The organism is Streptomyces sp. NBC_00576 (assembly GCF_036345175.1).
Lineage (GTDB): Bacteria > Actinomycetota > Actinomycetes > Streptomycetales > Streptomycetaceae > Streptomyces.
The window spans coordinates 6,183,540-6,206,271 of sequence record NZ_CP107780.1 but is presented as its reverse complement, the minus strand read 5'-3'; the positions used below and the strand labels follow the sequence as shown (position 1 = coordinate 6,206,271).

The 22,732-nt window shown below is 68.6% G+C and carries 9 protein-coding genes and 1 tRNA gene; all 10 read right to left on the bottom strand.

All coding sequences use genetic code 11. The annotated features are described in order from the left end of the window. Positions 1-1,018: 1,018 nt before the first annotated feature. The 10 genes from OG734_RS26815 to tmk all read right to left on the bottom strand — a co-directional run bounded on the left by OG734_RS26815 (position 1,019) and on the right by tmk (position 22,708). A complete protein-coding gene (locus OG734_RS26815) occupies positions 1,019-1,423 on the bottom strand; it encodes an Imm32 family immunity protein (protein ID WP_330290041.1) in 405 nt (134 codons plus the stop codon). A 137-nt stretch (positions 1,424-1,560) separates the two neighbouring features. After that, the gene (locus OG734_RS26810; RefSeq protein WP_330290040.1) at positions 1,561-1,896 is read right to left on the bottom strand and encodes a hypothetical protein; all 336 of its coding nucleotides are present in this window, start codon (positions 1,894-1,896) and stop codon (positions 1,561-1,563) included. Then, complete coding sequence (locus tag OG734_RS26805; protein WP_330290039.1) at positions 1,893-8,717, bottom strand: polymorphic toxin-type HINT domain-containing protein; 6,825 nt, start codon at positions 8,715-8,717, stop codon at positions 1,893-1,895. The genes OG734_RS26810 and OG734_RS26805 overlap by 4 nt, the downstream gene beginning before the upstream one ends. A 134-nt stretch (positions 8,718-8,851) precedes the next feature. Beyond that, positions 8,852-13,201: a LamG-like jellyroll fold domain-containing protein gene (locus OG734_RS26800; protein WP_330290038.1), complete on the bottom strand. Its 4,350-nt coding sequence runs from the start codon at positions 13,199-13,201 to the stop codon at positions 8,852-8,854. Between the two features lie 228 nt (positions 13,202-13,429). Then, the gene (locus OG734_RS26795) at positions 13,430-13,780 is read right to left on the bottom strand and encodes a hypothetical protein (protein WP_330290037.1); all 351 of its coding nucleotides are present in this window, start codon (positions 13,778-13,780) and stop codon (positions 13,430-13,432) included. A 381-nt stretch (positions 13,781-14,161) separates the two neighbouring features. Further along, on the bottom strand, positions 14,162-15,334 hold the full coding sequence (locus tag OG734_RS26790) for an acyltransferase family protein (protein WP_330290036.1): 1,173 nt from the start codon (positions 15,332-15,334) through the stop codon (positions 14,162-14,164). Positions 15,335-16,172: 838 nt separating this feature from the next. Continuing rightward, a tRNA-Thr gene (locus OG734_RS26785) sits at positions 16,173-16,246 on the bottom strand. Between the two features lie 118 nt (positions 16,247-16,364). Next, positions 16,365-17,912, bottom strand: a complete 1,548-nt coding sequence (locus OG734_RS26780) for an alpha/beta hydrolase (RefSeq protein WP_330290035.1) — start codon at positions 17,910-17,912, stop codon at positions 16,365-16,367. 142 nt (positions 17,913-18,054) lie between these two features. Further along, on the bottom strand, positions 18,055-19,260 hold the full coding sequence (locus OG734_RS26775; RefSeq protein WP_330290034.1) for a DNA polymerase III subunit delta': 1,206 nt from the start codon (positions 19,258-19,260) through the stop codon (positions 18,055-18,057). Between the two features lie 163 nt (positions 19,261-19,423). After that, entirely contained in the window at positions 19,424-22,708 is a 3,285-nt protein-coding gene (tmk, locus tag OG734_RS26770) for a dTMP kinase (RefSeq protein WP_330290033.1), read from the bottom strand. Positions 22,709-22,732 lie beyond the last annotated feature (24 nt).

The window sequence follows — 22,732 nt, the reverse complement described above, 5'->3', positions numbered from 1 at the left end:
GAAGGCTAAAAAAGCCCATTTCATACCGATCCCGCTGGGCGTGAGTTCGACTGCAGCAGCCCGAGCGTCGCGCCTGTCGCACACAGCTCGACGATCATCTGCGTGCCCACTTGATGGGTTCGAGCCCATCGGCGTGGTTGTCGAGTACCAACAAAGCATCGGTCAACTCTGAGCCCGGAAACTCTGCTTCCGATGGCCGCCCCGGCACTGTCGCTGTACTCATGGCCGCACATTGGCCGCACATGGCCCTTGATGGTACCTCAGCTAACGTAGTCGTTACCGCAAAAGCCCAGCTCAGGGAGCATGTCCCTGGACATCACTACAGAAGCTGCACCTTGGACCTACGCATTGCGATGCGTAGACTGCATGTGTCCGATTGGCCCGGATTCCAAGGTCAACGAAAAGAAGAAACCCCAGGTCAGAGGCCCGACCTGAGGTTCACCATGGAGCCGCCTTCGGGATTCGAACCCGAGACCTACGCATTACGAGACCGTGAGGGATCGTGTTGCCTGGTGACAGCTGATGCCGCGTGATGTTGTTGTGCCTGATCAGACCACATGCGCAGTATTGAGCGCCGGTACCTCGTGCTGCACCGTCCAAAGGCGTCCGGCCACCGCCTGGCCACCACGGCCGCGAGCCTGCAGAGGATTACCGCTGCAGCTGTCGCTGGGCCTACGAAACCTGCAGAGAGCGGCATCGGCAGGGACAGCAGCAGTCCATTCTCGCCGCACTTCTCCGGTGGATGGACCACTCGCGAGCGCCTGAAACCTCTGGACAATCGCAATGGACCAACTCACGGTGACCCACCACCGGCCACGCCGCCCCGACGTCCGGTCGCCCACCTTGCCGTCATCCGACGCAGAAGCCCCGCCGCTTCCGGCGGGGCTCCTCGCTTTCCATCCCGTGCCCGTCAAGGCCTACGGCCCGACCCACGACCGCACCCTACGACGGCGACCTCGACACCCAAGGTCACCCGGTGAACTTCATCGTCTACGCCTCCGTGAACGGATACCCCGTTTCACGACGACATCGATGGATCTCCATCGATGGAGACGACCACCGATCCCGACCCCTCAGCCAGGTAGTCGTGGTCCGGGTAGTGGTCCACGTGAAGGTGGTCGTCCGCGTCCGCCTCCGAAGCGAAGCCCTCGATGTTGTCGGCGAGGAGAGCCAGGGCCTCGGGTCCGCCTCGCACATCGAGGGATTCGCTGTCTCCGGACGACGAGATCATGACCTTCCCGCTCGCGCGCCGGACGCTCATCCGTGACAACGACCTGTTGTACGGGAAGGGATCGGAGACCTTCTCCAGAGGAATCTCCCCATGTCCCTTCCGCAACTCCCGCCCGAGGGTCAGCAGTTCGGAGCGGGTTCCGGAGAGCTCCAGCTCCCCGGTCGAGTCACCGCGCAGGACCTTCACCGTCACGCCTCTCTCCTCGCCTGGCAAGGCGATCCATTCGTCGCCCGTCTCACAGCCCAGAAGCCCCACCAGAAACAGATTCTGGTGGGGCTTCTGATCATCAGCGAGATGGTTCGTCGCCGGAACCTGTACCACGCGGTAGTTCAGGAAGAGGCTCCATAACCCGCTATCGAACGCAAAGCACCCTCAATCGCATTGCGGAGGTACTGCCGCGCTTCGCCGGCATCAGCCTTCCCAACGAGAATCGAAAGTAGTTCAGGGTCCGGATAGCCGTTCGCCTCTTCGCCTTTCATTGCCAACACCTGCACCCAGATGACAATCATCATCTCGTTGCACGCCTCGGCCTGCCGCGCCCCCTCCCGAGCTTCCAGCATGAAGCATTCCCGTGCCGAGATTGCCAGTCGATGCCCCAAGGCCAGCAGAAACGCCTCCTTGGAGTCTGACGCCAGAGCCGAGAGAACGTGTTGGCGAACGCTCATTCCCCTAGATTCCACCAATCTTCTTCGGACTGCGGGCCACTGCTTCCGTAAGGCTCACGGGGCAACGAGTCCACGTCATACCCTCTGGATCGCAACGTATAGACTCTTGTATTTCCGTTCATGACCACACCGTCGTCCCGCACAATCAAAGCCTCATGCTGACCCGGCCTCAGCGAAGCGACGATATCGTCCGTCGACTGCTTGCTCCAGTAGTCAAGCGAGGCCTTATTGCTCCTTTCCAACGTCTCGTTGGAATGCAAGGCCCTCAGAGGGACGCAGGAGGAATTGTGTACGAGGACTGGAGTTTTTCCTGCCAGCACATAGTACGTGTGGAGGTCGGCGACGGTGAGGTTGTACATGCCGGCTACGCCTGGGCGGGTCCGCACTCCACGCAGCGTGACCTGACTGTCGTCTGCTGCCCTGAGGGTGTGGCCCGGGGTAAGCCGACCGGCCTCGACCCAACTGTGGGCCGTATCGTCCCAGAAGGGGTGGTGCGAGGTTGTGCGGATTGTCACGGCCTTGCCGTCCGGGCCGCTGACCTCGAGGTCGACGAGGTCGTTGTCGCGGTGGAGAAGTTCAGCCGTCACCGATCGCGGACCGCGTTTGCCGGTCTTGGGGTCCGTGGCGATGACCTTGTCGCCGATCCGGACGTCGACGATGGGCTTGGTGGTGCCGTCGGCCATGAGGACTTCGGTGCCCGGGTCGAAGCTGTTCCGGCAGGCGCCGGCCGCCTTGGTCTCGGCTCCCACGGCACCGCCGACGTAGGCCATGAACAACTCGTTGACGACGCCCTCGATGACCCTGCCGCGCGCGACTTCCTTGGCCTCGTCCGAGCACTGGGCCGCGTGGTAGACGCAGTAGGTGGCCGCGATCTCCTTGGCCTTCTCGACGTCCCTGCCGCCGTGCAACACGTAGAGGTTGGCCTGACGGCAGCCCTCGCGCCCATAGCAGGCGGAGGTCTGCCGACCCTTCTGGGACGTCTCGTAGACGGGGTTGTACCAGAACTCGTCCGTGAACTCCCCGTCCATCATGCTGGACCACTTGTCCTGGAGCGTGGCGAGATCGTTCGTGACAGGGGTGAACGACGCCACCCAGTGCTTCTTCGCCGCCTGGGAGCGCTTGTAGATGTTGCCGCGGTGGTAGTCGGACGTGCCGGTCCTGGCGTCGTAGCCGACTTCCTGCTGCTGGTGCTTGCTGCAGTACTTGACGTCGTACTGGCAGGAGTTGGGCCTGGAGCCGATCTCCGTGCCCGCCGGGTCGGAGTAGGTGAGGGGGTTGTTGTTGGCGTAGGTGTAGCCGTTCATCTGCTGCGGGTCGGTGGCCGTGAAGACCGGGTCGACCGACAGGAAACGGCCCGTGGCTGAGTCGTACTCGCGCGCACCGAGGTGCGTGAGACCCGTGGCGGTGTCTGTGGTGCCGCCGACGAAACCTCTGGTGCCGGTCCACGTGGTCGGCACGGTGCCACGCAGCCCGCCGAACGGCAGCGTACGGCGCTGGCTCAGCACCTGGGTGGTGGCGTTGACGGACAGCTGGGCGGTGCCGTGGTGGTCGGCCAGGGTGAAGGAGATGGTTCCGTCGTTGGCCTGGACGGCCTGGTGGCCGCCGCCGAGGTCGAAGTAGCGGGTGCCCTTGGCGGTCGTGGCGCCCTTGGCCAGGGTGATCTCCGTAGCGCCCAGGTAGAGCGTGGTCTCCGTCGGGGTACGGCCGATCAGACGGTTGCCGTTGGCGTCGTACAGGTAGTCGGTGACCTTGTCGCTGCTGCCCTCAACCGGCTGGGTGACCTTGGTGAGGTGGCCCTCGGCGTCCCAGTCCAGCGTCTGGGACGTGCCATTGCCCAGCAGACGGGTGTGGGTGTTGCCCGCGACGTCATAGGTGAAGCTGTCGGTGGACTTCACCGTGCCGACGGTGGTGTCCACCGAGCCCAGTGTGTGCGGCCGGACCGCACCCGGATCCGGGTAGTGGTAGCTCCGGCTGGTGTCCGAGGCACCGGTCGTGGCGCCGTGCTGGGTTTCGGTGAGCCGGTTGCCGACCTTGTCGTAGGTGTAGGAGGACCAGTACGGAGCCGGACCGCCCAACACACCGGTGGTGGGTGCGGTGGCACAGCCGGTGGTCGACTGGGCCCAGGCCTCCGCCACCCGCCCGAGGTAGTCGTAGCCGAAGCACTGGTTGTCGGTACCGGAGCGTGAGGTGTCCGAGACGGACAGGACGTTGCCCGCCTCGTCGTAGGAGTAGGTGTTGAACTGGTCTACGCCAGTGACGTCCTGGCGGTCCACCCGTGAGGTGGCCAGCCGCTGGGTGCCCCACTGGTAGGTGTTGGTCTCGTACGTCGTCTTGCCGCCGTTCGCTGCCAGCGAGTACTGCAGCGGCTTGCCGGTGAGGCTGTAGCTGGTGCTCCCGGTCAGGTTCAGCGGGCCGCTGACCCCGATGGGCCGCAGGGTGGCGTCCTCGTAGGTGTAGGCGACGGTGTTGGCGGCCAGGTCACCGGCCTTGGGGTAGCCGACGCCCTGCACCGTCCCCGAGTCGTTGTAGGTGGTCGCCGACAGATAGGTGCCTGCCAGCGCTCCCTCGGCCGACGGGATCGTCACCGAGGCGCGCAGCGGCCGGTACAGACGGTCGTAGGCTACGACGCTCGACTTGTACTCCTGGCCACCGCTGTAGCGCGAGCTGGAAGCGAGCTGACCCTTGGCGCCACTGATCGTGTCGTAGACCCACTTGGCCCGCAGCGTGCCGGTCGAAGAGGTGTCCCGCAGCTCTGTCTTGCGGCCCAGACCGTCGTAGAGGGCGGCGAGGACGATACCGCGGGCGTCCTTGGTGCTGGTCGCCTGGGAGCGGTCGTCGTAGTCACTGTGGCTGGCGCCCTTGTCGGGGTCGGTCGTGTCGGTGAGCCGGCCCATCAGGTCGTACGTCCACGTCCAGGAGTTGCCCGCCGGGTCGGTGACCCTGGTCGGCTCACCACGCGGCGAGTAGCCGTACGACGTGGTGTCGTAGGCGGCGTCGGCGTCACGGGAGCGCAGGAGGCGCAGTTCGGTTGTGAGGCCGCGGGCGTTGGTGACGGTGGTCTGTGCGGTTCCGCCGACCGGCGGGATGACTGTGGTGCGGTCACCGCCGTAGATCGTCTTCGTGACGTTGAGGACGGCTCCGCCGTCTCCGTTGCCGGCGATCTGCCGTATCTCGGTCGCCCGGCCCAGACCGTCGTAGGTGTAACGGTTCTGGGTCTCCACGCTCAGCGCGTTCTCGGGCTTGAACAGAGTCGTGGAGGGAGCGGTGGTGTCGGTGTAGTAGGTGGCGAACTCCTTGGCCGTCAGGCCGCGTTCGTCGTAGAAGGTGTCCGCCAGCAGTGTTCCGCCGTTCGGACCCGGGGCCTGCGTCTGGCGGGATCGCAGGAAGCCGTCGTAGAAGGCGTACGAGGTGTCCTGGGCACCCGAGTTGCCGATGGTCTTGGTGGACACCACGACCGGCTTGCCGTCGGTGATGGTGTAGCCGAACTCGAAGCTCGGGGTCTGGCTCGTGGTCCGGTCCGCCTGCCACACCTTGGTGGTGCGGCCCAACGCGTCGTACGCGTAGGTGATGACCTTCCCGTTGGTGTCGGTCTCGGTGAGCGGCAGCCCGCGCAGGGCGTCGAAGGCGGTGGTCGACGTCTGCGTGGTCGCGCTGTCGCCCGGCGTGGCGGGCGGGGTGGTCACCGTGTTGCTCGTCGAGAACCCCGTGGTCGGGATGTACGCGGTGGTGGTGGTCCGTCCGTCGGTGCGGGCAGCCCTGGTGAGCGCTCCCGCGGAGGTGACCGTGACGTCGGCGGTCAGGTCGGTGGTGGTCAGCGCCCGTCCGTAGCCGTCATAGGTGGAGGTGGACTCCAGGTAGACCGCGCTGGAGCCGCTGTACTGCTTGAGTTTGGCGGTCCTGGTGGCGTCGCCCTTCGTCGGTGCCGCGCCGTACGCCCCGCCGTCGTAGGCGGTGCGGACGTCGGACATGACGTCGGCCGGACGGCTGGTGGTGGCGTCGCACGCCTTGGCGACCGTCTCGACCCGTGCCGGGGCGTCCACGGGGATGCTTCCGGAGACGTAGGTGGTGCGGGTGCACTGGTCGTCGGCCGCGGTCGTCGTGTCGCCGAGGTCCTCGCTCTGGGTGACCAGGCCGGTGGTCGTGTCGTGGGTGTCGGACCCCGAGGTGGTCTGCCACTTGGTGCCCGCGCCGTCGTCCAGCGAGGTCCACGACTTGCTGGAGGCGGTGCCGGTGAAGTTGGCGGTGACGGTGCCCCAGGTCCGGACCTTCTTCGCGGTCTGCTGGAACCAGGGCCGGGTCACCGACTTGGAGAGCACCTTGCCGCCGGGGGCGGAATAGCCGACGGTCTTGTACGCGAAGCCGGCCTGCGACTCGTGGTCGGTGATCGGGTCGCCCTCACCCGAGTCGAGTGTGACCGAGACGCTCTTGGTGCCGCCGGAGGAACTCTGACGGTCGCCGTCCATACCGCGCAGGAAGTAGGTGTCCGCCTGCGACTTCATCGCCGACGCGCCGCCCTGACCACCGCTACGCACCCGCACATGACCGTAACCGCGCCACTGCGACCAGGTCTTGGACTTCTCCTTGGTCATCCCGTCGTCATCGTCGTAGTGCCAGGCCGCACCGTCCAGGTAGTCGTACAGGGTGACCTGGTCGGGCGAGCCGCCGGTACGGTCGGTCGAGGTGACCGTGTTCACGACGTACTTGTTGAACCACTGGCGGTCCGGGTCGTCGGTCGTGCTGCCGCCGATGTACTGCGGGAAGCAGCGGGTGGTGTTGGTCTCCGGGGTGGGCAGGGCTGCGGCGTCACAGACCGGGGCCGAGTAACCGACGTCGATCTGACCGCCGGACTCGTCCGCGACGGTGGACAGCCGAGACTTGATGTAGGGGGCGTAGCCGTCGCCGGTCGAGTCGAGACGGTTGGCGAGCTGGGTGTAGGCGAGGGTGACCTTCGGCAGCGTGATCGAGGCCGTGCCGTCGTAACCTGTGCGCTCGATGGAGTCCAGCAGCAGCTGGTAATCGGTGTCGGCCATGCCCCACCGGTGGGCGAGCTTCCAGCCGTCGACGTTGCTGTAGGCGCCGGACACCAGCACCTGGGTGGTGACGCCGGTCAGCCGCTTGCGGGTGAAGAACGCCGGGGAGGACCGGCCGTTGTCGCAGTCGGTGGCCGCCTCGCAGTTCAGGTCCCACGGCGTGTCGTACCAGTACTGGGAGCCGGTGGAGATGGACGAGCAGGTGGTCGAGCTGTCGGGGATGCACCGCTCGCTGTTGGTGAAGTTGACCTTGGCCAGTGCCTTGGCCGAGTACATGGCGGTGGACTTCAGCCCGTACTCGATCCGGTCCAGCGTCCCGCCGCGCACGTACGGGGTGTCGTCGGCGGCCTTGAGGTTGCGGCCGTAGGAGTTGGTCTCCTTGTCGTAGTAGTACGCGGCCGCGTTGCCGTGCCGGTCCACGACGTAGTCGAGGTTCCAGCGCCAGCCCTGCTGGCACCAGGACGCCGCGAACGTCGAGGCGTTGCACGGCTCACCGGAGTTGTTGCCGAAGACCGGCACCGTCCACGTCGAGTCGGTGGTCTCGTTGCCGCTCGCCCAGCCCGGCAGCCTGTTGTAGCCGAAGAAGTACTGCGTACCGTCGGGGGTGGTCACCCGCCAGTACTCGTCGTTGCGCGCGCCGTTGGACCGCACGTCGGACGTGGAACCGTAGATCCGGTCGATCTTCGTGCCGTCGTCGTTCTGGAGCTTCCAGGAGTTGGTGCCGTTGGGCACCAACTCCCCGCCGGAGCCGTTCAGCGACAGCGTGGCGTTGTCGTACGCCCAGCACTGATCGCCCGGCTTGTTCCCGTCGGCGTTGGTCGCCCCGTCGTCCGCACACCCCTTGTAGCTGCGCTCGATGAAACCGGGCGCCAGGTCGAAGCCGTCACCGACCCACGACGCCTGGTTGTTGGTGTTCCCCGTCCGGCCGTCGACGCCGCCGGAGGAGTACGACAGCCCGACCTTCGGAGTCAGGCCCCCGGGCACCTTTGGCACCGCCATGTCGTACGACCACGCGAAGGAACCGCTGCTCTGATCCGTGGACCAGGTCGACGAGGCGGCCAGGGACGTGGCTTTGTAGTCACCATTGCCGCTGCTCGCCGAAGCGGTCGCCGCCAGCACGGTCGCGGTGCTCGCGCTGAGGGCGACCGCCTGCGTGGTCAGCGTCTGCTTCTCGGTGTCGTTGACACTCTGGACCGGCTGGGTGGTACGGCACTGCGGTTTCTGCGGCGTCGTCAGCGCACACGCGGGCAGTTGGACGAGGGTCAGCCGTGACGCGTATCCGCCGCCGTACATGCCCGCGAACGAGGAGTAGTCCAGCCCGGCGCGCACCTTGCCGCCGCGCTGGGCACCGCCCTGGCGGGGAGTCAGGGTGAAGACGGGTCCGTCGACGCCCGTCTTCTGTGCCGCCGCGCGGGACAGCGTGCCTACGGTGTAGGTGCCGGTGGCCGCGTCAGCGGACCGCTTGACGCGCGTGTCCAGGGTGAGTGGCAGCCCCTTGACCCGGGTCGCCCCCTGCCTCAGCGTCACCGCCGCGGCAGTCGCCTTGGGCCAGCTGGTGGCCGGCGCCTTGGCGGGCGTCCGGGGCCCCTTCGTCACCTTACGGGGCACCGCCTTGCCCGCCGGGCCACCGGCGACCGGCGACTCGGCCTGCGGCAGCGCGGGCTTGGCCCAGCCCTGCGCGACGGCGGGCACGCCCGACGCCTGGAGCAGGGTCGCGGTCAGCACGGCGGCCGTGGCTATCGCCACCCGGCGCCAAGGCCTGCCTGTTCTTGCTCGTGATCTGGTCTTCATGGGGTCTGTCTTCCTCCCGTTGAGTGCTCCGCGGGCAGTGGGGTATCGCGCACGGCGGAGCGAAGCAGGTGGCCGGGGAACGGGCCGGCCGCAGGTGGCGGCCGGCCCGTTCCCGGTGGCTGGGCAGATTGGATTCAGTCGCCGCTGGGGACAGCGGTCTCCACGCCCGGCATGCCGACGGCGAGGTGATCGATCTGCGTCTCGGTCAGCGCGCCCTGGAAGACCCAGACATCGGACAGCGAACCGGGGAAGTACTGGCCGGACGTGGTCCCGGTCGTGTCACGGCCAAGCTGCAGGGTCTTCGCGGCCTTGTACGTCAGTACGTCGTCGGCCCACGAGACGGTGTCGGTGCAGCTCGCGTCGTCCTGCACCCCGTCGTCGTCGGCGTCGGCGCAGGCGGTCTCTTGGAGCTCGCCGTTGACGTAGAGACGGATCTCCTTGGAGAAACCGTCGTAGACGAGTGCCACGTTGTTCCAGTCGGTGGGGCTGTAGAACATGCCGTTGCCGACGTCGGAGACAGCGGCGGTGTCAATGTCGGAGTCGGGCGTGACGATCCGCCAGCGGCCCGGATCGGTGGCCGGGGTGGCGCTGGGTTCGTAGCGCACCGCGAACGCACTCTTCTTGGCCCCGGGCGCGCTCATCACGGTGACCGGGCTCGTCGGGACGGCGGCGGTCTGGACGAAGGCGCTGACGGTGAAGCTGGCACTGGTGTCGACCGGCACCACGGAGGCCGCGGCGTAGTCGTTCGTGCCGTCGAGGGCGACGGCACCGTCGACCCAGCCCGAGCCGATCTGCGCACCGTTGTAAAGGGTCATGGCGTTGCCGGCCGACGACGCGTCGGGCGAGGTCGACGGGGTGCCGGTGGCCGTCTCGAACTTCCAGCGGCCCTTGACCACCGCGCGCTGCTTGAACAGTTGCTGCACCTCACCGGCGGACACCGGACGGTCGAAGAGCCGTACGTCGTCGATCTGACCGGGGAAGAACGAGGTGGGCACTCCCTGGTACGCGCTGGCGCCGATCTGCACCGCGCCCCCCGCGTACCAGGTCGAGGGCAGGGCGGTGGTGCCGGCCAGGGTGCCGTTGACGTACAACGACAGCTTGTCGGCGACGGTGTCCTGCACGCCGACCAGGTGCGTCCACTCACCACCGTAGGCGGTGGTGCCCTCGGGCTGCAGGGCCCGCACCACAGTGGAGTCGGCGGTGTCGGCGCTGTGCTGGTTGAACACCCAGCGGTCGTAGGAGCTGGAGTAGTACAGCTCCGGTCCTGTCACCACGCTGCCGATCTGCGAGGCGACGGTCGCCGCGTGCGTCGGCTTCGCCTTCGGCAGCTTCACCCAGGCCGCGACCGCGAAGCTGTACGAGGTGTTGACCTGCGGACTTCCCGTGGTGGCGTAGTCGTCGGTCCCGTCCAGGGTCAGCGCGTTGCCGTCCACCCCGACCGCACCCGTCGCGGCGCCGCCCTTGAGGACCGCGGGGCTCACGTCGGCCCGCGCGCTCAGCTCGGTCGCGTCGGCGGGGTCGTCCAGGTGGAAGACCATCCGGGCCGGACGGCCGCCGCTCGTGTTCGAGGTGTAGAGGCTCGACACCTCACCCGCCGTCAGGGGCTTCTCGAAGGTCTTCACCTCGTCGATGGCCCCGGGGAAGAACGACGCGGGCGTGCCGCCCGGGGTGCTGGCGCCGATGAGCATGCCGCGCCGGCCGTTCCACGGCGTGGTGTAGGCCGTGGACCCGACCAGCGTCCCGTTGACGTACAGCTTCAGCAGCTTTTCGCTCAAGGAGTAGACGCCGACCAGATGGGTCCATTCGTTGGCCTTGACCCCGCCCGCGGCGGTCGCCATGGCTCGCACCGGAGTCCCGGAAGCGGTGTCGGCGCTGTACTGGTTGAACACCCAACGGTCATAGGCCTTGGAGTAGTACAGCTCGAAGCCCGGCTGGTTGTTGCCTCGTTGGGAGGCCACGATCGCCGCCTCCGAAGGCATCGCGGACAGCTTCACCCAGGCCGACACCGAGAAGCTGACGTCGGTGTTGACGGTCGCCAGGTCGGTGTCGGCGTAGTCGTCGACACCGTCGAACTGCACGGCCTTGCCGAACCTGCCCTCCACGTTCGGCGTCGGACCCCCGTGCATGACCGCGGGCTCCTCGGGCGCGCTGCCCACCGCCTGAGTCGCTCCGGCCGCCTCGTCCATCGACCAGTCGGCGCGTTCCAACTGCCCCGACTTCACCCGGAACTGGTAGGTGCGGATCTCGGAGCCGTTGCCGGCCGCGTCGAAGGACCGCGCCGTGAAGGTGTTGAGACCCGGTTTGAGAGGCAGTACGGGCACGGTCTTGGCCGCTCCGGCCGAGGTGGTGACCGCGTTGGCGGAGACCGGGTCGCCGTTGACTCCGTACCAGTACTTCGTCACGTCGGTGACGGCCCCGGTGATCACGAAGTAGCCGTACTGGCCCACTCCGTCGTACCAGGGGTCGTCGGGGTCCTCGGGGTTCGAGGCCGGGTAGAGGACGGAGGAGACGGTCGGGGCCTTCGGCACGCTGGTGTCGTACACGAAGTAGCAGCCGGTCGGGTCGCCTGTGTTCGACCACGGCGACCACTGCCCGCCGTCGTAGGAGCGGACTATCCAGTCCACCGTCTTGTTGGCGGGGATGGACGACGGCAGGGTGATCGCGAAGTCCGAGCCGGACTTCTTCGCCGTCGTGCGACCGGACTTCCAGCGGGTGATGACGCCCTTGCCGTCACCGGTGTCCCAACCCGCCCAGAACTCGACGGAGACGGAGTCACCGTCGGGGTCGGTGACGTTGTTGGCGTAGATCTTGCCCAGGGTGCGTACCCGCGCGGCACTGGCGGGCCTCTTGCAGGTTCCGCCGTACTCCATGGTCAGTTGGGACATCTTGACCTGCTGCGGCGGGCGGTTGTACTGCACGCGCAGATAGGCGTCGTCGGAGAACCGCTTCCAGGCGTACTCGTCGGTCTCGCTGGCCGCCTTCAAGCCGAAGGTCATCGTCGACCACTTCTTGTCCGCCGCCAGTTGCACCGCGGACTTCACGTCGAACTCCGCGTCCTTCGCGGCGCAGCCGGTGAATCCGTAGGCGAAGGACGCCGTCTTGAGGCGATCGATCCAGAAGCCGTCCGCGTTCTGCGAGTTCCAGGTGGTCGACGAGGAGATGTCCTTGGTACGCCACAGCTCCACGCTGCGGTCCGAGCAGGACGCCGACCAGGTGTTGCGGACCACGAACTCCGCCTGCAGCACGCTCCGGCCGGCGAACTTCGAGGTCGGGATGCGGTAGAAGAGCCGTTTGGTGTCGTACGGCGCGCAGTACGACCAGCCGCAGTAGCCCATGCCCGCGTCCGAGTCGCCGTTGAACTTCCACTGCGGCGACGACGCCCAGTACTTGGAGGCCATCGTCCACGCCGTGGCCTTCGGGGAGTACCACTGCGGGTCGATGAACACGGGGTACACCGTGTCCTCGCCGGTGAGCACGCCGCTGTCCGGCGTCAGCACCAGCGCGTCCTGCGCGGCGGGGACGTCCACGCCGACCGGCGCGACGTTCCCGGACTCGGCGGCGGTGGCTTCGGGGGCATCCGACCCGCCCCCGTCAGCGGCGGCGGTTTCTACGGCGGTTTCTGTAGCTGCGGCGCTGACGGTGGTTTTTGCTGTGTTCTTGGCTGCGGTTTTGGCTGTGGACTTCGCCGTTGTGTCGGGGGCCTGGGTGCTGGAGTCCCACATCACGGGGCGGGGGGCCTCGAACACAGCGCTTCCGGCGCCCTCGTCGATCGCTGCCAGTCCGCCGTCCGCGGTCTCCTTCACCTGCATGCCGTCGGCGTCCAACTTCAGCCGCAGCTGGCTCAGTTCATCGCTGGCCGCGGCCTCGGCCGACTTGACGACCAGGAGCTGGGTGAAGCCGTCCTGCTGCGCCGTCATCCGCAGATCGACGCCAGGCAGCACGTCCGGGTAGGTGACGGTGCTCCCGTTCAGCTCCGGAGCGGGCAACTCCTCGGGCCAGGACAGCGCCAGTTCACGGCCGTTCTTCAGCATCCGCACCAGCGGTGCCGAACCTCCGCCGGAGAACGTCAGACCGACGGTCGTGACCTTGGGCACCACCGCTCCGTCCGCGCCGCGGGTCAAGGTGGTGTCGATGTCCCGCCACTCGCCGTCCACCCGGGTCCGCACCGGACGCAGATGCTCCCGAGCCTCCAGGTGCCCTTCCGGGGTGGCGTACACCTCGCTGCTTTCACCGCGCAACGAGGTGATCTCCACCAGCTTGCCCGTGCGCGCGGCCTCGACCAGCGCCTTCGCGTCATCACCCGTTCCGTCGTCCGCGCCGGCTGTGTCCGCCTTGCCGGTTCCGGCGGCCTCGGCGGCCAGGGTGTCGGCTCTCTCGTCGGCCACCGCCATGGCGCCGTTGGACACACCCGCCGCAAGCACTATGGCCGCGGAGAACACAACGCCGGCTGCGCGCAGCCGACGTCTCCCCCCGTACGTATTCATATGAACTGCTCCCCCACCAGACCGCGTTGGGCTGCGCCTGGATGTCTTCGATCAAACGGTAAGGCCGCAACATACGGGCAGCGCCAGCTTGTTAACCAGAGACTCACAAGTGGACAAAGCCCACAAGATCCACTAACCAGGGAAAGTCAGGCGTGAATTACTTCACGTTTCCTCTACGAATTTTCCACGGTTGAGCACTCACACCCCTTTTGCCATGCACTCGCCGCGTCAACCCCTGAAAGCAAGAAAATGTCCCCGACTTGCCATGATGTCGTCGTGCGGGGAGGGCAAACTCCAGTGCCGGTGAGGCAGCCGTAGAGTGCGCTGCTGCGGTACTGAGTACGCACAGGCCCTGAATGACAGCAACAACAAGGTCACGGGAATCGGCGAATGCGCGGCGTTGCCCGCGTTGCCACCGGTGAACGTCCACGCCCGCTCGTCGGGCGGAAGCGCGGCAACACGGCCAGCGCGGACGTAGGTGCAGGCGACCTCGGCGAAAAGTGTCCCTTGGGGGAACTGGTCGCCTTCGCCGACGGCGACCAGCAGCAGTGCGGCGGTCCTGACCGCGACCTTCGACATCGAGGTCAGGTGGCTTCGACGGACGGTGGTTCTCCAGCCCGGCAGGCGTGAAGGTGGCCCGGACGAACTCCACCGCTACCGGCTCCAATCGACGGCATGGCTTCGCACGTCAAGGCCATGGCCGCCGAGGTGGGGCAAGGACGTACTTCGGCAGACAGGGTGCTGCCGGGGGCTTTTCCCAGCCCGTCTCGTGGTGGCGAAGCCGTACGCCTCGGATACGGACAGGGTGAAGTCACCGGTCAGCGCCTCGCAGGCCAAATCCGTAGCCAGTCCGCCGCACTGGCCCCACGGGAGCAGACCGGGCAACGGCCCTGCGCAGCCACTGCTGACGAAGAGCCGCCAACGAATCTGATGGAGGGCCAACGAAACCCAACTGGAGTATCAGAGCCGTTGAAGGTCTCTCGCACTCCTGCCGGTCCAGTGGGAACGGCCCAGCGCGATCATGGACTTCCAGGATCTGTTCCCCTTGAAGGGAATCTCGAAGATCCGGGCGAAAAGCCAGGCCCCGATCACCGAAACCGGCAGGGCCGCGATAAGCGTGAACCCGAACGTGGGCAGACCGGGCGATACGAAATGCGGGGCCACTCGGCGGATCACGGCCAGGACGATCGGCAGGTGGATCAGGTAGAGGCTGTAGGAGAAGCTACCGAGACTCCGAATGGGCCGCGCGGTCAGTAGCCGCACGAGGACGGCGGGTCTGCCGGTGGCAACCGCCGCAATCAGCATCGTCATGGCCGGAGCGATGGCGAGATCCACCCAGAAGTAGTGGGTCACCGTCCAGACCGACCCCCGGACGACGCCGAGAGCCACAACCGGCACGGCCGCCAGGACGGCGAACCATCCCCAGGGCAGGCGCCGGACCCTGTCCGACGCCACGACGATCCCCGCGCCCACCATGCCGGCGACGAACACTGGGGCGAGATTTGGAGCGAGCCAGTTGGCGCCCTCCACAGGAGACGCGCCTGCCGCCATCAGGCCACGCCCGATCACCGGAAGAGTCACGACCGCGACCAGGACCGCCGCGCCCCACCGCCGCCGGACGAACAGCAGAAGGGGAAAGAGGAGATAAAGCTCGGCCTCGACACCGATCGACCAGAACGCGCCGTTCGGTGTCGGGGCGGTGAACATGTCCTGAGCGAGAAGGCCATACACCAGAATCGACGAGTCCGTAGGCGGTCCGAAGCGCGAAGCCGGCACCACGAACCAGGAAATGATCAGACTCATGACCAGCGCCGCCCAATAGGGAGGCAGGATGCGCCAGGCGCGTCGGCGCAGGAACTGGGCGACGCCACCCGACCCCCAGCCGTGACGAGCCGGGGAGATCGCCAGCGAGAACCCGGACAGCACCAGGAAGAAGACGACAGCAAGGCGCCCGAACATCAGCCCGTCCAGCCATGGCGGCGCCGAACTGTTCGGATACCCCGGGAACGTGTACAACCAGCAGTGGAACAGCACCACATACAAGGCTGCCAGGCCACGGAGACCGTCCAGGCCCAGCACCTGCCGACGGACATCTGCCCCGCCTGCCCCCTCCTCCTCCACCGGGGCGGCCAAGTCGAGGGTGCTTCTGACCGGACTGCTCGCATCCACTGAAATCGTTCAGCCCTCTATCTGGACACCGCGTCTACAGCGCGCCGCCGACGCCTCGACGGTCGCTGCCGCTACACGATGCAACCTACGACAGACACATGCCCGCCGACCCGTTTCCCTGGTTAGTACGCCGGGCGCCGCGGTGCCGCCCCACAGCGACTGATACGTGACGTCCGGCTGAACAGTTCAACAGACAAACCTGGCACCAACACCGTGACTCTGTTGGTGATCTTGCGCGGGGCAGCTGGTGGGCGAAAACGTCGCCCCCAGATTCTGAACGACAGCAGATTCCAACCCGCCCGAAGCAACCCAGCCCTCGTTGCCGCACGACGAAGGGTCGCGCCGAGCACGCCATCTCTGCCGCGACGACTTCCCCTGGCTCAGGCTCAACCGACCAGCAAATGATTCCAGACGGACGGCCCGGCCCGCTCGCAGCCGAGAACCGTCGCGCCACAAACCATGGGCACACAACACCCGCATTGTCGACCTCCCACAACAACGGCAAGCCCACGGCGACCTCCGCCAACGCCGCCCCGCCCCACTCCATGCACGTACGCTGCACGGATGGCCACCGCTCGGCCACCCAAAACCTCGCCCATGCCGACTCGCGCATCAGCCAATCCCAAGAAACCGCAGGTCAACGCCGACATCTGGCTCGGGAGACCCTTCACCGAACCCAAAGAGCGAACCTCTGACCTACGCATTACATGCACAGCCTCAAGAGGCCCTCAGTACGCACATTCCAAGGTCAAGAAAACAAAGAAACCCCAGGTCACGGCGAGTGAGTCCTGGGGTTCCTCGGAGCCGCCTTCGGGATTCGAACCCGAGACCTACGCATTACGAGTGCGTTGCTCTGGCCATCTGAGCTAAGGCGGCGCGCTGTCCACACCATGGTGCGGTCAGCAACGTCGGCAAGTCTACACAGTTTCCGGGGGTGCTCCGCACACCCCCCGGACGCCTCCCAGAAGCCGCCGCACCGCCGCCCACCGTCCCGCTACGAGCACCGTTTCCCCTTCACCGGAGGGGTCCCCCGGAGCAAGTACGCGTTGATCGTTTCGTCGATGCAGTCGCTGCCCCGCCCGTACGCCGTGTGGCCGTCGCCCTCATAGGTCAGGAGGCGGGCCGAGGAGAGCTGGCCGGACAGGGACCGGGCCCAGCGGTACGGGGTCGCAGGGTCGCGTGTCGTGCCGACGACCACGATCGGGGCCGCACCCTTCGCCTCGATGCGATGCGGCGCGCCCGTCGGCCGGACCGGCCAGTACGCGCAGCTCAGGGAGGCCCAGGCCATAACCTCGCCGAAGACGGGGGACGCCCTCTCGAAGGACGGCAGCGCATCGCGCACCTGCTCGGGGGTGGCGTACGCCGCCGGGAGGTCGAGGCAGTTGACGGCCGCGTTGGCGAACATCAGGTTCGAGTAGCGGCCGTCGGCGTCGCGCTCGTAGTAGCTGTCGGAAAGGAGCAGCAGGCCCGAGCCGTCCTTGTCCCGCATCGCCGAGGTCAGCGACTCGCGCAGTTGCGGCCAGGTGCTCTCGTCGTACATCGCGGCGATCACGCCGGTCGTGGCGAGAGCCTCGCCCAGCTTGCGGCCGTCCGCGTCACCCGTCGGGATCGGCGACGTGTCGAGGCGGTCGAAGAACGCCTTCAGCTTCGTGCCGACCGCGCCCTCTTCCGTACCCAGCGGGCAGTCCGGCTGCCGTACACAGTCCTTCGCGAACGCGTCGAACGCCGTCTCGAAGCCCGTCGTCTGGTCGAGGCTCAGCCGGCTCGCGGACAGGGAGGGGTCCATCGCGCCGTCCAGGACCAGTCGGCCCACGCGGCCCGGGAAGAGACCCGCGTACGTCGCCCCGAGGAACGTTCCGTACGACGCCCCGACGTACGTCAGTCGCCGGTCGCCCAGCACCGCCCGCAGGATGTCCATGTCTCGGGCCGCCTCCACCGTGGACACATGCCGCAGCAGACCGGGCGAACTGCTGCCGCAGCCCTCGGCGAACTCCTTGTACGCGCCGACCAGTTCGTCCGTCTCCCGGGCGTTGTTCGGAGTCGTGTCCGTCTGTGTGTACGCGTCCATCTCGCGGCCGTCCAGGCACTCGATCGGCTCGCTGCGCGCCACCCCGCGCGGGTCGACCGCGACCACGTCGTAGCGCGCGCGGACCTTGGCCGGGTAGCCGATACCCGCGTACGACTGCACGTACCCGACCGCCGAACCGCCCGGTCCACCCGGGTTGACCAGCAGTGAGCCGAGCGGCTTGCCCGCGCCCGTGGCCTTCTTGCGGGAGACGGCGAGTCTGACGTCGCCCGCGGAGGGCGCCGCGTAGTCGAGGGGCGCCTTCATCGTGGCGCACTCGAACCCCGGGACACCGCACGCCCGCCAGCTCAGCTTCTGCTCGTAGTACCGCGCGAGGCCGGCCGGCGTGGCCGACGAACTCACGGCACTCGCCGTATTCGCCGCGCTCGTCGAACTCCCTGTCGAGCAGGCGGACACGAGCAGCGCGGCAACAGCGAGCAATGTCCAGGTCGGACGAGGTGTGCGCCTCATATGCATTCAGCGAGCGTAACCCTGAGGAACCATATGAATACTCTCCGTCCCCGATATGACCCGTACGAGTTACGGGTCATGAGTCACCAGTCACCAGTCACCCGTCGACAGCCACCCGTCGACAGTGGCGAGTTGCCGATGACGACCGTCAGCCCGCTCTCAGCGCCAGCGTCATCGCCTCCACCGCCAGCAGTGGCGCCACGTTGCGGTCCAACGCCTCGCGGCACGCGGCGATCGCGTCGATGCGGCGGAGCGTCGACTCGGGTGAGCCGGCGCGGGCGAGGCGCTCCAGGGTGTCCTCGGCCCCCGCGTTGGCGATCGCCAGGCGGGAGCCCAGCTGAAGGGCGAGAACGTCGCGGTAGAAGCCGGTGAGGTCGATCAGGGCCAGGTCGAGAGTGTCGCGCTGCGTACGCGTTCTCCGGCGCTTCTGGCGGTCCTCCAGCTCCTTCATCACGCCCGCCGTGCCGCGTGGCATCCGGCCGCCCTGGGCCGCGCCCATCGCCTGCTTCAGCTCCTCCGTCTCCTTCACGTCGACCTCCTCGGCGAGCTGCTTGGCATCCTCCGAAGCCGAGTCGATCAGCTCCTGGGCCGCCTTGAGACAGCCGCCGACGTCCTCGACGCGGAGCGGCAGCCTGAGTACGGCGGCCCGGCGCTCACGCGCCCGCGCGTCCGTGGCCAGTCGGCGGGCACGGCCGATGTGCCCCTGGGTGGCACGGGCCGCGGTGTGCGCGACGTCCGGCTCGATACCGTCCCGGCGGATGAGGATGTCCGCCACCGCCTCCACCGGCGGGGTACGCAGGGTGAGGAGACGGCAGCGGGAGCGGATCGTGGGCAGCACGTCCTCGATGGACGGGGCGCACAGCATCCACACCGTGCGCGGCGCGGGCTCCTCGATGGCCTTGAGCAGGACGTTGCCCGCGCCCTCGGTGAGGCGGTCCGCGTCCTCCAGGACGATGACCTGCCAGCGTCCGACGGCCGGTGACAGCTGGGCGCGCCGGACCAGGGCGCGGGTCTCCTTGACGCCGATGGAGAGAAGGTCGGTACGGACGATGTCCACGTCGGCGTGATTGCCCGTCAGGCTTGTGTGGCAGCCGTCGCAGAACCCGCAGCCGGGGACTCCGCCCAGGGCACGGTCGGGGCTCACGCACTGCAGGGCGGCGGCGAAGGCGCGGGCCGCTGTGGACCGGCCGGAGCCGGGCGGGCCGGTGAAGAGCCAGGCGTGCGTCATCTTCGACGCCTCGGGCTGGGGCTCGCTCGCGGCGACGGCAGTGACCAGGGCGTCGGCATCCCGCGCGGCGGCCTCCAGCTGCGCGCTCACCTTCTCCTGGCCCACCAGGTCGTCCCACACCGGCATGGGAGCACCACCCTTCCGTCACGCCATCGCGTCATACCGTCTCGGCACGCCGTTTCGTCACGGCTTGCCTCGCGGAGTCCATTGTGCGGGTCCCCACTGACAACGGGCTCCACGGGCGAACGGGACCCACTGCCGACGAACCCCCTGCCAACGAGCGCCCGCGTCAGCGGCGCCGCCCGCCCCGCCCGCGCCCCTCGTCCCGGTCGTCGTCCGCGTGCGGCCCGAACAGTTCGTCGGCCAGCGTCGGCAGGTCGTCCAGCGGAGTCTCCTCCGCCCAGTCGGAGCGCGGGCGCCGGCGCGGGTTGCCGTCGGCGTCGAGCTGGGGCAGCTCCCGCGTACGGTCCTCGCCGGCCCCGGACGGACCGTCCGCCCGCTCGTCCCGGAAGAACCCCGGCGGCACGCGATCCGCAGGCGCACCCTCCTGCCGACCCGCACTGCCGTCCCGTACGGGAGGCAGCACCGCGGTCTCATCGGCCGCACCCGGCACCACGGGCGGCAGCACAGCCGTCTCGTCGGCCGCTCCCGGGGGCACCGCCGGCAGCACCGCGGTCTCGTCCGTCGCACCCGGCACCACAGGACGCAGCACAGCCGTCTCGTCCGCCGCACCCGAGGGAACCGGCGGCAACACCGCGGTCTCGTCGGCCGCCCCCGGAGGCATCGGCGGCTTCTGCAGCTTGGCCGTCACCTCCGCATCGGAACCGCCGGACCGTCCGCCACCCGCCGCACCAGAACCCGCAGCCCCAACCCCAGTCGTACCACTGCCTGAAGCCGCACTCTCCGCAGCCGCCGCACTCTCCGCAGCCGCCGCGGCAGCCACCGCCGCCGAAGCCGCGGCCGCGGCAGAAGCCGCCGCCTCCGCGACCCGGCGCCGCTCGGCCTCCGCGCGGACCAGGGCCTCCTCGGCCTTCCGCTGCTTCTCCAGGCGCCGTTCCTCCGCCTCCGCGTGCAGCCGCGCCTCCTCCTCGGCCTGCCTGCGTCGGCGGTCCTCCTCGACCTTGCGGCGGGCCTCGGCCTCGGCGCGGGCCTTCTCCTCCGCGAGCAGCCGTACCCGCTCCTCCTCGGCGCGGCGGCGCGCGTCCTCGGCCCGCTGCCGGGCCTCCTCCGCCTGGCGTTCGGCCTCGCGGCGCTGCGCCTCCTCCAGCTCGCGGCGCTTGCGCTCCTCCTCCTCGGCGCGCAGCCTGGCCAGCGTCTCCTGGCGCTCGCGCTCGACGCGCTCCTCCTCGGCCTTGCGCGCGGCCTCTTCCTCCGCCTTGCGCCTGGCCTCCTCCTCGGCCGCCTTGCGCGCCTCCTCCTGGGCCTTCACCTCTGCCTCGGAGAGGGGCAGCATCAGGTCGAGCCGGTGCCGGACGACCGTCGTGACCGCCTCGGGCTCCTGCGCCGCGTCCACGACCAGATAGCGGCCCGCGTCGGCGGCGGCCAGCGTGAGGAAACCGGAGCGCACGCGCTCGTGGAACTCGGCCGGCTCCGACTCCAGCCGGTCCGGCGCCTCCGTGAACCGCTCGCGCGCGGCCTCCGGAGAAACATCCAGCAGGACAGTCAGATGCGGCACCAGGCCGTCGGTCGCCCAGCGCGAGATCCGTGCGATCTCCGTCGGGGAGAGGTCCCGGCCCGCGCCCTGATAGGCCACCGACGAGTCGATGTACCGGTCGGAGATGACGACCGCGCCCCGCTCCAGGGCAGGCCGTACGACCGTGTCGACGTGCTCCGCGCGGTCCGCCGCGTACAGCAGCGCCTCCGCACGGTGCGACAGCCCGGCGCTCGACACGTCCAGCAGGATCGACCGCAGCCGCTTGCCCACCGGGGTCGCCCCCGGCTCACGGGTGACCACGACTTCGTGCCCCTTGGCCCTTATCCACTCGGCGAGTGCCTTCGCCTGCGTGGACTTGCCGGCCCCGTCGCCGCCCTCCAGTGCGATGAAGAAGCCGGTTGTGGCGAGTGCCTGCGCGGGGTCGTCGCCGCCGCGCAGCGCGTCCCGCAGGTCGTGCCGCAGCGGTACGCCGGAACGGTCGTCGGCCTTGGCCAGGACCAGCGCGGCCACCGGCAGCAGCAGCGCGCCCACCAGCATCAGCGTGAACGCCGCGCCGCCGTGGGCGAACACGAACTTGCCGCTTTCCAGGCGGTGCGGCCCGATGAGGGCGGCCACCAGGGGGGCGATCAGCACGGCCAGCGCCACAGACACCCGTACGACCGCGTGCAGATGCTCGGTCAGCCGTGTCCGCCGCTGGTCCTCGGTCTCCTGGTCGAGCAGCGTGTGCCCGGTGTTGGCGGCGACGCCCGCGCCGATGCCCGCGAGGCCGACGATCAGCAGCACCGTCGTCACGTCCGGGACCAGCCCGGCGGCGAGCAGCGCGATCCCGGTGAAGGCGACGGCCAGCGCGAGCAGCCGGCGCCGCGACAGCGACACCAGCACCTTCGGTGCCGTACGGATACCGACGACCGTGCCGCCGGTCAGGGCGAGGACCAACAGCCCGTACATCACCGGGCCACCGCCCAGGTCCTTGGCGTGCAGGACGGCCACGGAGACGGCCGCCGCTACCGCGCCGGAGACGGCCGCGCAGGCCAGCACGAGCAGCGGGATCGCGCCCGTACGGCCCGTGTCGGCGGCCGTGCCGTACTTGGGGCGGCGCAGGCCTTCGAGGGGTGACCGCGCGCGTGGGGTGCGTGCGTCGGGCAGTTCCAGGGCGGTGAGCACGGACAGCGAGGCGGCGAACAGCCCGGCCGCGACGTACGACCCGAAGGCCCCCTGGTGCCGGCCGAACCAGTCGATCCCGGTGCCCAGTAGGTTGTTGACCAGCCCGGCGCCGACGAGCGCCGCGCCCGCGAACGGCAGCGCGATGAAGGTCGTACGCAGGGACAGGCGCCGCAGGGCGTCCATGTGGTCCGGCAGCGGGCGGACCGTCGCCCCCTCCGGGGGAGGCGCGGGCAGCAGCGCGGGCGCCGCGCTCTCCCTGCACACCGTCCAGAAGCGCTCGGCGACGCCCGTCACGAAGGCGGTCACCAGGAGGACGGCAAGGGCGTTCTCCGGCGTCCAGTCGATCCACAGCGGCGCGATGATCATGAGTACGGCGCGCAGTCCGTCGGCGCCGACCATGGTCCAGCGGCGGTCGAGCGGGCCCTCCTGCGAGGTGAGCGACGTGAGCGGGCCGAGCAGGACGGCGCCGAAGAGCAGCGTGGCCAGAACCCGCGCCCCGAACACGGCGGTCACGGCGAGCGCCGCACCTCGGTAGCCGCCGCCGAACGAACCCTCGGCGATGGCCGCCTGGAGGACGAGCACCACCACGACCAGCAGTGCCAGCGCATCACCGACACCGCCCACCAGCTGCGCGCTCCACAGCCTCTTCAGCTGGGGCTGGCGCAGCAGGGCACGGACGGCGCGTTCGCGGGAGTCCGCGACCAACGCGTCGTCGGGGGCCTGGTGGATGGCCGTTGGCTGCTCGGCTGGCGTCATGCTTTCAGCCTATCGGCAGCCACC

Coding starts and splice junctions, on each gene's coding strand:
- OG734_RS26810 (WP_330290040.1), bottom strand. CDS start 1,896: ATGAGCGTTCGCCAACACGTTCTCTCGGCTCTGGCGTCAGACTCCAAG.
- OG734_RS26805 (WP_330290039.1), bottom strand. CDS start 8,717: ATGAAGACCAGATCACGAGCAAGAACAGGCAGGCCTTGGCGCCGGGTG.
- OG734_RS26800 (WP_330290038.1), bottom strand. CDS start 13,201: ATGAATACGTACGGGGGGAGACGTCGGCTGCGCGCAGCCGGCGTTGTG.
- OG734_RS26795 (WP_330290037.1), bottom strand. CDS start 13,780: ATGTCGAAGGTCGCGGTCAGGACCGCCGCACTGCTGCTGGTCGCCGTC.
- OG734_RS26780 (WP_330290035.1), bottom strand. CDS start 17,912: ATGCATATGAGGCGCACACCTCGTCCGACCTGGACATTGCTCGCTGTT.
- OG734_RS26775 (WP_330290034.1), bottom strand. CDS start 19,260: ATGCCGGTGTGGGACGACCTGGTGGGCCAGGAGAAGGTGAGCGCGCAG.
- tmk (WP_330290033.1), bottom strand. CDS start 22,708: ATGACGCCAGCCGAGCAGCCAACGGCCATCCACCAGGCCCCCGACGAC.